Genomic DNA, 13,071 nt, shown 5'->3' on the forward strand with positions numbered 1-13,071 from the left:
TCACGCTCAGGCGTTTTCATCAACACTGGTTGGCAGTGTTGTTGGTGCTGATGCGGCGGCACTTGCCTTCGCAATAGCTGCGCTTCTACCCGATACTATAATAGCTGGGCGGCTATCGTCAGACTTAGCGGTAAGCGCCACGTCATTGAACGTGTCATCAACCGATGCTGGTGCTGCCATTGGCGCAGATGCATTAATACGACCACGGCTGCTAGCTGCTACACCTGTAGTAATAGGCTTAGATACCGCTGCTTTGGCTTTCTTAAGGTTCGCTTTTGGCGCAGGTTTAGGCTTAGGTTCACTTGCTGCTTTAGCAGAATCTTCACCTAGGTTAATTTCAACCTGTTTAGGTGCATCTTCAGCGGCAGGAGCAGGAGTAACATCAGCTTTAGCTGGCTTAGGTGCGTCCGCTTCACTTTTAGGCGAAGCTAGCTCGAACTGCATTTCGTCTTGAACTACTTCAGCTACTGGCGCTTCTGGCTTGGCCGATGCGGTTTCTGTTGTTGCAGGTTCTGCTTTTTCTTCCGACGGCGCTAGTACACCAGGCTTAGTGGCTTGAGTGTCTTCCGCTTTAGCCGCAGAAGGCGCTTCAGCATTATCGGTACTTGCATCAACAGCAGCAGGCTGGGCATTCTCATTTTGAGTGTGCGCAGTGTCTGCCCCAAGTTTACCAGGCATAGCCGCTTGCGTATCTTCCGCAGGGGGTGCTGATTCACTAGTATCGGCGGCAGGAGCCGTTGAAGCTGGTATTTCTTGTGACGATGTAGTTTCAACGTTTGCTGTTGACTGTTCACCTACTGGGGCGATGTTGTCATCATTAGACTGCTGCGCTTCCTTCTTGCGGCGCTGACCAGCTGCACGAACATGACGAGGAGAGCGACGCGAACGGCCACGGCTTTCATGTTTTTGCCCATTTTCATCAGTGTCGTTGTTCGATTGCTCTGAAGAAGATTGAGCATCTTGTTCAGTGGTCGACTCAACGTCAGCTGGCTGAGAGGCTTGTGTTACAGGCGCTGCTGATTCAGAAGCTGCTGGTGCATCAGTTGACTGAACTGGTGAAGTATTAACCTCTTCAGTTTCAGCAGGGGCTGCTTTAGCAGGTTTAGGCTTATCAACTGCAAGAGATTTAACTGGTTTGCTAGCCGGTGCTTCGTTTGACTGTGTATTGTCATCTTTTTTCACACGTACGCTGCGACGAGTATCTCTGCGTTTGCGGCGCTCAGCCACTTCTTGTTTCTTCTGCGCTTCTTGAGGCTTAGCATCTTGAGACTTCCTGTCTTGGGTCTTAGGTGCTTCGTCTTGCGCGTTATCTCTGCTTTGGTCTTGCTTAGGCTTCTGAGTCTCGTCACGAGGTTTACGAGGCTTACGAGGCTTATTGTTACTTGCGCGTGGCTTGTCGTCCTGCTCAGAACGTGGCGTACGCTGTTCTTGTTCGCCATCTTTGTTTTGAGGCTGGTTACGACGTGTGTTCTTTCTTGGCTTACGGCGACGATCATCACCATTGCGATTGCGAGACTGATTGCCACCACGATTATTGCGGCTTTCAGATTGCTTCTGCTTTTCTTTTTCTTTCGCTTCAGCTTCTGCTTTCGCTTTCTCGTCTTCACCACCAAGCACATCACCTAACCATTTACCTATGCGGGCAAATAGTGATGGTGAGCTTTCAGCTTTAGCTTCAGGTGTTTCTGCTTTAGGCGCAACAACAGGTGCCGCGGTAGGCGCAACTAGCCCTTTCAATGCTGGCTCTTCACGCTTAACCGGCACTGACGTTGTGGTTTCAGTTTCCGTTTCAACCGTTGGCATTAACTCTACTTCGTAGCTTGCGTCATCTAGAATATCATCTGGACGGCGGCGAGTGACTTGGTAGTGAGGTGTTTCAAGGTTGGCGTTAGGGATAAGTAATAAGTTAACCCCATGACGCTTTTCTAAGCTTTGAATTGCTTTACGCTTTTCATTAAGCAAGTAGGTTGCTACTGATACAGGAAGCTGTGCTTCAATTTGGCCTGTGTTTTCTTTAATGCTTTCTTCTTCAAGAATACGCAAAATAGACAGCGCTAATGACTCGGTACCACGAATGGTGCCGTGTCCTGAACAGCGAGGGCACACATGGTGCGCTGAATCACCCAATGATGGACGTAAACGCTGACGTGACATTTCAAGCAAGCCAAAGCGAGAAATACGGCCTAGTTGAACGCGAGCACGATCGCTGCGAACCGCGTCTTTCATGCGGTTTTCAACTTCACGTTGGTGACGTACTGGGGTCATATCGATAAAATCGATAACAACCAAGCCACCTAAGTCGCGTAAACGAAGTTGACGGGCAATTTCGTCAGCGGCTTCAAGGTTTGTATTTAATGCCGTTTCTTCAATATCTCCACCTTTTGTTGCGCGGGCAGAGTTAATATCAATAGAAGTAAGCGCTTCAGTAGGGTCGATAACAATTGAACCACCAGATGGTAAGCGAACTTCACGTTGGAAGGCAGACTCAATTTGGCTTTCAATTTGATAATGACTGAACAAAGGTACTTCGCCACGATAAAGCTTAACGCGGCTAGCGAAGTCAGGGCGCACTAGTTGGATGTGCTGCAGCGCTTGTTCGTAGATGCTGGTTTTATCAATTAAAATTTCACCAATATCGCGACGTAGATAGTCACGAATTGCACGTACAATTACGTTACTTTCTTGGTGAATTAAGAAGGGCGCTTCACGCTCTTCAGCCACTTTAGAAATTGCTTCCCAATGGGTAAGTAGTACTTTTAAATCCCACTCTAATTCTTCGTAAGATTTGCCTACGCCAGCGGTACGAACGATTAAGCCCATGCCATCAGGCAGGTCTAGTTTGTTCAAAGATTCTTTAAGTTCTGTACGCTCATCACCTTCGATACGACGAGAAATACCGCCAGCACGAGGGTTGTTTGGCATTAATACTAAGTAGCTACCAGCCAGCGATAAGAAAGTAGTAAGCGCTGCGCCTTTTTGGCCACGTTCTTCTTTATCAATTTGAATGATAACTTCTTGGCCTTCCTTAATAACATCTTTGATGTTTGGACGGCCTTCGAAACGGTAGCCTTTAGGGAAGTAAGTGCGAGCGATTTCTTTAAGAGGTAGGAAACCGTGGCGATCTGCGCCGTAGTCTACGAATGCCGCTTCGAGGCTTGGCTCAACGCGGGTTATTTTACCTTTGTAAATGTTTGCTTTTTTCTGTTCGTGCCCAGGACTTTCGATGTCCAAATCGTATAACCGCTGCCCATCAACAAGGGCAACACGCAACTCTTCTAATTGAGTTGCATTAATTAACATTCTTTTCATTGTATCTAACTCTGTTTTTAATACAGCCGTCCAGATACAAAATTAAAGTGACATGTACAAACCCTCACCGCGCAACCTCACGATTGTACGGGGACCTTGTTGTAACGCCGCATTATCCTTGAACTTACGCGGCATGTAACGTTTTTCGTTACTCGTTCCGCGTTTTATATTGTTCTTAAGGATGTCGGGAGCGACATACCCTTATCTCTATCTATCTTTTTAACAAACACCGCTCTTAGGCTGGCGCTTGTTTGTCAATTCAATTCTGTTAGCTAAACGGCGAACTTATTTTATGTTCGCAAACAGCATCTGAATTATCTAACGGCAGTGTAGTCGTTGCCTCTATAATTCTCGTTCCAGATATAAAATTGCGTGTTCATTGAATAATGCAATTGGAACGTGACGCTGTTCTTATGGATAACAAAAGTGGCGAAATAAACGGGTAACGAATTAACCTGCTCTAAATGCTCACTATGTTAAATGTTGTGTTTCACCGGCATGATTTGGCCGCGTAAAATACAGTTTTTATTATGGCATCAAAGGTTCAATTTAAGCAAGGTGTGAGGGGTAAATAAGCCCAGATAATGCGGTTTTTCTGTGCTAAATGCTCGTTTAGTATCAAAAGTAGTCAAAGGGTTTTATTTTTAAGGCACATCAAAGTTTCTGTATCGGTCTGCTTTTGCAATGCGTTATAATGGAGTTTATGAAAGAACAAACCCAACAATCAGTCCGTTTCGTTACCGTTGAACCCGATTTAGCAGGGCAACGTGTAGACAATTTTTTGCGCACCCAATTAAAGGGTGTGCCCAAAAGCATGATCTATCGCATTTTGCGTAAAGGTGAAGTGCGCGTAAATAAGGGCAGGGTAAAACCCGAATATAAACTCGTTGCCGATGATGTGGTGCGTATCCCACCAGTGCGAGTTTCTGAAGGTACACCTGGACCGTCGCCAAAACTCGATAAAATTGCAGCGCTTGAATCTCAAATATTATTTGAAGACGAGCGCATTATAGTGATTAACAAGCCTTCAGGTATTGCCGTCCATGGTGGTAGTGGTTTGAGTTTTGGTCTTATTGAAGGTTTACGGGCACTGCGTCCCGATGCCAACTTTATGGAATTGGTACACCGTTTAGACAGAGACACCTCTGGCTGTATTCTTATTGCTAAGAAACGCTCGGCGCTTCGTCATATGCATGAGCAGTTGCGTACCGGTAAAATGGATAAACGCTACCAAGCCCTAGTGGCGGGGCAGTGGCCTGACAATCGCTTTAAAGTAAAAGCGCCCCTTCGTAAGAATGTGTTGCAATCGGGTGAACGCATGGTGAGCGTAAGTGAAGATGGTAAGCCATCTGAAACCCGCTATCGCATATTGCAAAAGTTCGACACCGCTACTTTGGTAGAGGCTTCACCTATTACAGGTAGAACCCATCAAATCCGAGTGCACTGTTTACACGCTGAGCATCCTATTGCATGCGACCCTAAATACGGTGATACCGAGTTTGATGAGTCTATGCGTCAAAAAGGCTTAAATCGCCTATTTTTGCACGCACATAGCATTTCGCTAATTCACCCTGGCACAGAAGAGCGGGTTAAATTTACCGCACCGTTAGATGCCACGTTAACCAATACCCTTAAAGCCTTGTCATAAAGCTTTTAGGGTATTCGGTAAGTTTACTTATTAATTAAGTACTATTTATTTATATAGATTCTTTATATAGAAGGAACGCTGTAACTATGCGCTATAAGTTGGTTATTTTTGATTGGGACGGCACCTTAATGGACTCTGCCGATAAAATTATCAACTGTATGCAGATAGCAGCAAAACACTGTGACATGCCGGTTCCAAGTGCTGATGCGGTAAGTCACATTATAGGTATTAGCTTAAAACCTGCTATTAAGCAGTTATTTGGTATTAACGATGATGCCCTTGCTGAGCGCTTAGTACTGGCTTATAAAGAAGCCTTTGTAAGCCATGATGCTACGCCGTGCCCGTTGTTTAATGGTGTAGAAGATTTGTTATCAGCACTAAAGGCAAAGGGAGCTACCCTTGCTGTAGCAACAGGGAAAGCGCGAAGAGGTCTTGATAGGGCCTGGTCGCAAACCGAGACTGGCCACTTTTTTAGTGCGTCACGATGCGCTGATGATGCGCAGTCTAAACCGTCACCTGACATGCTACTGCAAATTTTAGACGAGCTAAATATTAGTGCGAATGATGCCGTCATGATTGGCGACACCACTTACGATATGCAAATGGCAAAATCTATTGGTATGCGCAGAATAGGGGTTTCTTACGGGGTGCATGCACAAGTTCACCTTGAAGCGTTGGCGCCTGAAACCATTGTGCATTCCATTGGCGAACTTCAGCAGTTTTTGCTCCGCTAGTTTGGCGTTCAATAGCAAAGCAAATCTTCATCCGCTAGGCCTTGGCAGTAGCTAGGTCTAGCAAATCGATATTAAAATGTTTGTCTAGCATATTATGTAGCAGCATAACGGGAAGCCCTATTAACGTATTCGGGTCGCGGCTGGTAATACGTTCAAACAATAAGGCCCCCATGCCTTCACATTTGAAACTCCCCGCACAATCAAGTGGCATTTCGGCTTCAACGTAAGCACGTAGTTGTGCTTCTTTATGGCTACGAAAATACACACAGGTTTCTTCAGCCCGAGTAATAGTGTCTAAATTGCTAGTAAGGATGTCGGGTAGGTCTTCGTCGTTTTCAGCTTTACATAAACTTATCGCGGTATAAAAATACACCGATTTTCCTTGGCACATTTTCAGTTGCGCTACGGCGTTTTCAACTGTTCCCGGCTTGCCTAGTATAATTTTGCCATCAGGACCTTCGACAGAAGCAACTTGATCGCTTCCAATTACAATTCTCCCTGGCTGCTGTTGGGCAATCTTTTTAGCTTTTTCGAACGCTAAACGTTTGCACAACGCAAGGGGTGTTTCGTCGGGTAGGGGAGTCTCATCTATATCTGGTTTGCTTATTTCAGCTTGAATGCCAATATTCGACAATAATTGCTGGCGGTACTTAGATGATGAAGCTAGAACGAGTGTGGTCATACTACAAAACCTCAATCTTACATTAAGTGTTAATTAACCGGTCTACGCGTTGTGTGTCCTCTTACGCAAGCCTGTGCTTATCCTTAAACACTGAACTCCTTTTTATCTGGCTTATTTTTCGAGTAACCCCAAAAAAAACCACCAAAAACCTTTAAATTACTCATAAAGAGTAATTACAACTTACCTTAAATATAGCGTGTTTTTATAAATGAGCGTAATGCCGTTTGCCAACTTGGTTTGTTTTGACAATACGCCATTTTACCAACCTTCCGCTATTTTAAACACATCATGTTCTTTTTACTTGTTATTTGGGGCTATTCCCTTAAAATTCGGTTTATGAAAAGAAGTACAAAATCGCTAAATTATTATACAAAAACGCCCATTAAATCTTTGACAGTGGGACGTGGAATCTATAGAATGCGCGCCCTATGCAGAAAGTGAAACTCCCTCATACGGTCGAACCGACCAGCAGCGCTATGAAACGTTCCGATTATCGGGGTGTTCTTGTGTCTGAAGATATGGAACGATTGAGTGGGGCAGTTGTCCGATGTAGTGAATATGTGAACGTCGATGTGCAGTTCAAAAAAGACGAGCAGGGTCTTACTGTATTTCACGGTCATTTAGACACTCAGGTAACACTTCTCTGCCAGCGGTGTAATGGTGAATTTGATACCACACTTGATGTGGATTTTTGTTTTACTCCAGTGCAGGGAGAAGAACGAAATGAAGAAGATCCAATACCCGAGGCTTACGAACCGGTAGAGGTCAACGACCACGGAGAAGTTAATCTGCTTCAGATATTTGAAGACGAGTTACTTTTATCTTTGCCCATCGTACCCCTTCATGCAGAGGAGGAGTGCTCAGTGTCTAAAGATGATATGTCATTTGGAAAGATTGAACCGGAACAAGAGCGAGAAAACCCTTTCGCGGTTTTGAAAGAACTTAAGCGAGACCAGGAGTAAGTTATGGCTGTACAAAAAAATCGTAAAACGCGCTCTAAGCGTGGCATGCGTCGTTCACACGATGCATTGACAGCGTCGACTTTGTCTGTCGACCCTACGTCGGGTGAAACACACCGTCGTCACCACGTGACAGCTGACGGTTATTACAAAGGCAATAAAGTAGTCGGCGCGTAATTCGGCGTCTACATTTTGTCTAAGCTAACCATCGCGTTAGATATCATGGGGGGCGATCATGGTCCCCCTGTTATCCTTTCTGCGGCTGTAAAGGCCATTGAACTTCATTCTGACGTTCATTTTTTGCTATGCGGCGACCAAGCCGTTATATCCCCAGCAATCCAAAATCTCACCGCTTCCCAACGAAGTCGGGTAACCGTATCTCATTGCGACCAAGTGGTTGAAATGGGTGAGGCGCCTACCTCTGCGTTACGCAATAAAAAACGCTCTTCAATGCGCCGTGTGATTGAATATGTTCAAAGCAACGAAGCCGATGCATGTGTAAGTGCAGGCAATACTGGCGCGCTCTTAACCTTATCGTTCTACTTATTAAAAACCTTGTCGGGTATTGATAGGCCAGCACTTATCAGCATGATGCCCACCGCGAGTCACCATAATGTATTCTTGCTCGATTTAGGCGCGAATGTGAATTGCACGCCTGAAATTTTATTTCAGTACGGTGTGATGGGTTCGGTGTTAGCGCAAGAAGCCGCGGGTATTCCTTCGCCGCGAGTTGCCTTATTAAACGTGGGTGAAGAAGATATAAAAGGAAATGCGTACGTAAAGTTAGCCGACCAACTATTTAAAGATGCACCAGGCATTAACTACATTGGCTATGTAGAAGGTGATGACATCTTTACCGATAAAGCCGATGTGGTGGTAACTGACGGTTTTACCGGCAATGTTGCGCTTAAATCCAGTGAAGGCCTAGCCAAGTTAGTCATTAATGAAGTGAAGCGCCAGTCACAAAAGAACTTTTATACGCGGCTAATGGCCAAAATTGCTTTTCCATTGCTCAAATCTATCTATAACAGCGTGAACCCCGACCAGTATAATGGTGCGAGTCTGATAGGATTGCGCGGCATTGTTATCAAGAGTCATGGAAATGCATCTAAAGACGCCTTTTATTACGCCATTGTGCAAGCAATGAAAGAAGCAAAGATGCGAGTTCCAGACAAGATAAAAACGAAGATAGAAACGGTTTTATTGGAGCAGCTTTGAGCAAATATTCTCGATTTATCGGTACTGGAAGTTATTACCCTAGTGATATACGAACCAATGCCGATTTGGAAGTTATGGTTGATACCAGTGATGAATGGATCACTGATAGAACCGGTATTAAAGAACGCCGAATTATAGGTGCTGAAGAAACCGCTGCGACCATGGGGGCAGAGGCAAGTAAGAAAGCCATAGAGATGGCAGGCATCGACCCTCAATCAATTGACATGATAGTGTGTGCTACTACGAGCGGACGCTATGCACTTCCTAGCACGGCCTGTGAAATCCAGCGCATTTTAGGTATTAACGGTATTCCTGCTTTTGATGTGGCTGCTGCGTGTGCGGGTTATTGCTACGCATTAAGTGTGGCCGACCAATACATCAAATCTGGCATGGCTAAGCGTATCTTAGTTATTGGTACAGATTGTCTTAGCCGTTTGATAGCACCTGAAGATCGCACTATGGTCATTCTTTTTGGTGACGCCGCGGGTGCCACTATTATAGAAGCCAGTGATGAGCCGGGTATCTTATCTACTCATATAAATGCCGATGGTTCTTACGGCGATTTACTTTACGTTGGAAACCCTACGCGTGGTGATGAAGCATCAGTACACGAAAATTGGGGCGTTATGCGCGGAAACGAAGTTTTCAAAGTTGCCGTGAACAAATTGTCTGAAGTGGTTGAGCAAACCCTTGCGGCCAACAATATGCAAAAATCTGATCTGGATTGGCTAGTGCCTCACCAAGCGAATTTCAGAATTATTAAAGCGACAGCCAAAAAATTAGATATGTCGTTAGACCAAGTGGTAGTGACGTTAGAAAAATACGGTAATACATCCGCAGCCACAGTACCCACAGCACTAGATACCGCTATTCGCGATGGTCGCATTAAGCGTGGGCAACATTTATTATTAGAAGCATTCGGCGGCGGTTTTGCTTGGGCATCTGCGCTGGTACGATACTAGTTTCTTCTATCAGTCTTATTGAATTCGTTGTATTCAAAAATTCGTTGTATACAAAAAATAATAAGGAACAACAATGACAAAAACAGCCTGCGTCTTTCCTGGGCAGGGCTCACAATCGGTGGGCATGCTTAAAGAGTTGGCCGACAGCCATCCTTCGGTTTTAGATACCTTCAAAGAAGCTTCAGACGTATTAGGTTACGATCTTTGGGATCTGGTACAAAACGATACCGATGGAAAATTGAACGAAACTCATATTACTCAGCCAGCTTTGCTTGCTGCTAGTGTTGCGACTTGGCGCGTATTAGAAGCACAAGGCATTGAAGTGAGCTATTTAGCGGGACACAGTTTGGGTGAGTATTCAGCCCTAGTATGTGGCGGTGCTATGTCTTTTGCTGATGCGATAAAGCTGGTTGAAGCTCGTGGTCAATATATGCAAGAGGCGGTGCCAGCGGGTGCCGGTGCTATGTATGCCATTATTGGCTTAGACGACAATACCATTGCCAACGTGTGCCACCAAACGGCGATTGCGACAGGCGATGTAGTGTCTCCGGTTAATTTTAACTCGCCAGGGCAAGTGGTTATTGCTGGCGAAAAAGTGGCCGCTGAGCAAGCTGCTGCGGCGTGTAAAGAAGCGGGTGCCAAGCGAGCTCTTCCATTATCGGTAAGTGTGCCTTCGCACTGCGAACTCATGCGCCCCGCTGCTGACAAGTTAGAAGATGCGCTGGCGTCAACAAGCGTTCATACCCCTGCAATCAATATCATTAATAATGTTGATGTGACCATTGAAACTGACGGTGCATCAATAAAAAGTGCGTTGGTACGCCAATTATATTGCCCTGTTCAGTGGACGCGTACCGTGGAGTATTTGGCTGCAGCAGGTGTTGAACGTATCATTGAAGTAGGCCCAGGTAAGGTACTTACAGGATTAAATAAACGCATTAATAAAAGTTTAGAATCCATTGCTGTAAACACCCCAGAAAGTGTGGAAGCATTAAAACAATAAGGAAACGCTATGAGTCAGTTAGAAGGCAAAGTAGCACTGGTAACAGGCGCTAGCCGAGGCATTGGTAAAGCCATTGCTAGTCAGCTTGCAGCGCAGGGTGCTACGGTTGTAGGCACCGCTACAAGCGAGAGTGGTGCAAGTGCAATTACTGAATATTTATCTGAATTTGGTGGCAAAGGTATTGCACTAAATGTTACCGATAAAGACAGTATAGATGCTATAATCAAGGAAATTAATGACACCTTCGGTGGCATTGATATTTTGGTTAATAATGCAGGTATTACTCGTGATAACTTGTTAATGCGTATGAAAGATGACGAATGGCAAGACATCATTAATACTAACCTTACAGCCATTTTTACGCTGTCAAAAGCAGTACTTCGCGGTATGATGAAGAAACGCTTTGGCCGTATTGTAAATATCGGTTCTGTGGTGGGTAGTTCGGGTAATGCTGGGCAAGCAAACTACGCAGCAGCGAAAGCAGGTGTTATTGGTTTTTCGAAATCTATGGCACGTGAAGTGGCTTCTCGTGGTATAACTATTAATGTTGTTGCGCCTGGTTTTATCGATACCGACATGACAAAATCATTGACGGACGATCAAAAAAGCGCAATTTTTAAAGATATTCCTGCTAACCGTTTAGGTGAACCTGATGAAATAGCAGCCACTGTTGCCTTTTTAGTGAGCAGCGGTGCAGCCTATATTACAGGCGAAACTATCCATGTAAACGGTGGTATGTATATGGGTTAAATTCACGAAAATTGTGAATTTAACTGTGTTTGGGGTGGATTTTCCCCGAACTTGGATGTAAAAATAGAACATTAAGAATTTGGGATGCCGCTGGTTTGACCAGAAAATTTGTTTAAACTGGTGCTTGCAAGCTTGTACCTTGCAAAATAAACTAGCGGCACTTTGACTATCTAGTGACGTTTAAGGGAAACCTAGAATTATGAGTAACATTGAAGAACGCGTTAAGAAAATTATCATTGAACAACTTGGCGTAAAAGAAGAAGAAGTAAAAGCTGAAGCTTCATTCGTTGATGATTTGGGCGCAGACTCACTTGACACTGTTGAGCTAGTAATGGCGTTAGAAGAAGAATTTGATACTGAAATTCCTGACGAAGAAGCAGAAAAAATTACTACTGTTCAGTCAGCTATTGACTACATCAATGCTAACAAAGACGCTTAAGTCTTCGTTACAGTAAATTAAAAAACGGCTCTCTTTAGAGCCGTTTTTGTATTCCCACCTTATTGGTTCCAATGCGAGGGCTTTTTGTGACAAAACGTCGCGTAGTGGTTACTGGTCTTGGCATGCTTTCACCTTTGGGTCTTTCTGTAGATGAGACTTGGCGTCGTCTGTTAGCAGGCGAAAGCGGTATTGGTGAAATCACCCACTTTGATTGCAGTGACTATTCCACCCGTTTCGCAGGTCAAGTTGATAACTTTGACCCGCAGGAATATATCGAAAAGAAAGAAACGAAAAAAATGGACAGGTTTATTCAGCTGGGTATTGCAGCGGGTAAACAGGCCATGGCTGATTCGGGCTTAACGATAACTGAAGAAAATGCACACCGTGTTGGTGTAGCTATTGGTTCAGGCATCGGTGGGCTAGAACAAATTGAACAAAACCACACTAAATTAATGAATAGCGGTCCTAAGCGCGTTTCTCCATTTTTTGTGCCTTCCACTATTACCAATATGATTTCAGGCTTTTTGTCTATCATGGAAGGGCTTAAAGGGCCAAACTTAAACGTTGTGACGGCGTGTACCACTGGTGTGCATAACATTGGTATTGCTGCGCGTACTATCGCGTATGATGATGCAGATGCCATGCTAGCAGGCGGTTCAGAAGCGTCTATTACGCCATTAGGTATTGCGGGTTTTGCTGCGGCACGTGCATTGTCTGCACGAAACGACGATCCTCAAGGGGCTAGTCGCCCTTGGGATAAAGATCGTGATGGTTTCGTGATGGGCGAAGGTGCTGGCGTAGTAATGCTAGAAGAATACGAAGCGGCGAAAGCCCGTGGTGCAACCATTTACGCTGAACTTGTTGGTTTTGGGATGAGTGGCGATGCCTATCATATGACATCACCACCTGCTGACGGTGAAGGTGCAGCGGCTTCAATGAGTAACGCTATTCGCGATGCAAAAATTGAGAGCAGCAAAATTGGCTACGTTAACGCGCATGGTACATCTACACCAGCGGGTGATATAGCAGAAGTAGCAGCGGTTAAGCGCGTCTTCAACGAACATGCGCATAACATGCTGGTAAGCTCTACTAAGTCGATGACAGGTCATTTACTTGGTGCAGCAGGCTCTGTAGAAGCTATTTTCACCATATTGGCACTACGTGACAAAATGGCACCGCCTACCATTAATTTGGATGAACCAAGCGAAGGATGCGATTTAGACTTCGTGGCGAATAAAGCAAAAATGTTTACTTCAGACTATGCGCTGTGTAATTCATTTGGCTTTGGTGGTACTAACGGTTCGCTTATTTTCAAACGAATTTAAGCCCGAGCACACGTTCGGACATCCGTAGTTATTGATTAAAGG

The 13,071-nt window shown here is 44.9% G+C and carries 12 protein-coding genes; 10 read left to right on the top strand and 2 right to left on the bottom strand.

Annotation, left to right across the window (positions count from 1 at the left end):
- Positions 1–6 precede the first annotated feature (6 nt).
- Positions 7–3,309 carry a ribonuclease E gene (gene rne / locus C7Y69_RS06545; RefSeq protein ID WP_126872185.1) on the bottom strand — a complete coding sequence of 1,101 codons (3,303 nt, stop codon included), beginning with the start codon at positions 3,307–3,309 and terminating at the stop codon, positions 7–9.
- A 703-nt stretch (positions 3,310–4,012) separates the two neighbouring features.
- Between rne and rluC the strand changes: the two genes are divergently transcribed.
- Both rluC and C7Y69_RS06555 read left to right on the top strand, forming a co-directional pair.
- Positions 4,013–4,957, top strand: coding sequence for a 23S rRNA pseudouridine(955/2504/2580) synthase RluC (gene rluC / locus C7Y69_RS06550; RefSeq protein ID WP_126872186.1), 945 nt, complete (start codon positions 4,013–4,015; stop codon positions 4,955–4,957).
- 86 nt (positions 4,958–5,043) lie between these two features.
- Positions 5,044–5,691: an HAD-IIIA family hydrolase gene (locus C7Y69_RS06555; RefSeq protein WP_013784465.1), complete on the top strand. Its 648-nt coding sequence runs from the start codon at positions 5,044–5,046 to the stop codon at positions 5,689–5,691.
- 34 nt (positions 5,692–5,725) lie between these two features.
- Here the strand turns inward: C7Y69_RS06555 and C7Y69_RS06560 are convergent, their stop codons facing one another.
- Positions 5,726–6,373 carry a Maf family protein gene (locus C7Y69_RS06560; protein WP_013784464.1) on the bottom strand — a complete coding sequence of 216 codons (648 nt, stop codon included), beginning with the start codon at positions 6,371–6,373 and terminating at the stop codon, positions 5,726–5,728.
- 428 nt (positions 6,374–6,801) lie between these two features.
- Between C7Y69_RS06560 and yceD the strand changes: the two genes are divergently transcribed.
- The 8 genes from yceD (at position 6,802) to fabF (ending at position 13,029) form a co-directional block, all read left to right on the top strand.
- Positions 6,802–7,335, top strand: a complete 534-nt coding sequence (gene yceD / locus C7Y69_RS06565; protein WP_013784463.1) for a 23S rRNA accumulation protein YceD — start codon at positions 6,802–6,804, stop codon at positions 7,333–7,335.
- Between the two features lie 3 nt (positions 7,336–7,338).
- Complete coding sequence (gene rpmF / locus C7Y69_RS06570) at positions 7,339–7,509, top strand: 50S ribosomal protein L32 (protein WP_013784462.1); 171 nt, start codon at positions 7,339–7,341, stop codon at positions 7,507–7,509.
- Between the two features lie 15 nt (positions 7,510–7,524).
- A complete protein-coding gene (gene plsX, locus C7Y69_RS06575) occupies positions 7,525–8,550 on the top strand; it encodes a phosphate acyltransferase PlsX (protein WP_057792382.1) in 1,026 nt (341 codons plus the stop codon).
- On the top strand, positions 8,547–9,512 hold the full coding sequence (locus C7Y69_RS06580; protein ID WP_126872187.1) for a beta-ketoacyl-ACP synthase III: 966 nt from the start codon (positions 8,547–8,549) through the stop codon (positions 9,510–9,512). Before plsX ends, C7Y69_RS06580 begins: the two co-directional genes overlap by 4 nt.
- Positions 9,513–9,585: 73 nt before the next feature.
- The gene (fabD, locus tag C7Y69_RS06585; protein WP_126872188.1) at positions 9,586–10,515 is read left to right on the top strand and encodes an ACP S-malonyltransferase; all 930 of its coding nucleotides are present in this window, start codon (positions 9,586–9,588) and stop codon (positions 10,513–10,515) included.
- A 9-nt stretch (positions 10,516–10,524) separates the two neighbouring features.
- Entirely contained in the window at positions 10,525–11,265 is a 741-nt protein-coding gene (gene fabG / locus C7Y69_RS06590; RefSeq protein WP_013784458.1) for a 3-oxoacyl-ACP reductase FabG, read from the top strand.
- A gap of 199 nt (positions 11,266–11,464) precedes the next feature.
- Positions 11,465–11,704 carry an acyl carrier protein gene (gene acpP, locus C7Y69_RS06595; RefSeq protein ID WP_013784457.1) on the top strand — a complete coding sequence of 80 codons (240 nt, stop codon included), beginning with the start codon at positions 11,465–11,467 and terminating at the stop codon, positions 11,702–11,704.
- Between the two features lie 86 nt (positions 11,705–11,790).
- Entirely contained in the window at positions 11,791–13,029 is a 1,239-nt protein-coding gene (gene fabF, locus C7Y69_RS06600) for a beta-ketoacyl-ACP synthase II (protein WP_013784456.1), read from the top strand.
- Positions 13,030–13,071: the final 42 nt, after the last annotated feature.

Source organism: Alteromonas sp. KS69 (assembly GCF_003989595.1).
Classification (GTDB): domain Bacteria; phylum Pseudomonadota; class Gammaproteobacteria; order Enterobacterales; family Alteromonadaceae; genus Alteromonas; species Alteromonas naphthalenivorans.

Coding starts and splice junctions, on each gene's coding strand:
- acpP (WP_013784457.1), top strand. CDS start 11,465: ATGAGTAACATTGAAGAACGCGTTAAGAAAATTATCATTGAACAACTT.
- fabD (WP_126872188.1), top strand. CDS start 9,586: ATGACAAAAACAGCCTGCGTCTTTCCTGGGCAGGGCTCACAATCGGTG.
- rne (WP_126872185.1), bottom strand. CDS start 3,309: ATGAAAAGAATGTTAATTAATGCAACTCAATTAGAAGAGTTGCGTGTT.
- rluC (WP_126872186.1), top strand. CDS start 4,013: ATGAAAGAACAAACCCAACAATCAGTCCGTTTCGTTACCGTTGAACCC.
- C7Y69_RS06560 (WP_013784464.1), bottom strand. CDS start 6,373: ATGACCACACTCGTTCTAGCTTCATCATCTAAGTACCGCCAGCAATTA.
- fabG (WP_013784458.1), top strand. CDS start 10,525: ATGAGTCAGTTAGAAGGCAAAGTAGCACTGGTAACAGGCGCTAGCCGA.
- rpmF (WP_013784462.1), top strand. CDS start 7,339: ATGGCTGTACAAAAAAATCGTAAAACGCGCTCTAAGCGTGGCATGCGT.
- C7Y69_RS06555 (WP_013784465.1), top strand. CDS start 5,044: ATGCGCTATAAGTTGGTTATTTTTGATTGGGACGGCACCTTAATGGAC.
- yceD (WP_013784463.1), top strand. CDS start 6,802: ATGCAGAAAGTGAAACTCCCTCATACGGTCGAACCGACCAGCAGCGCT.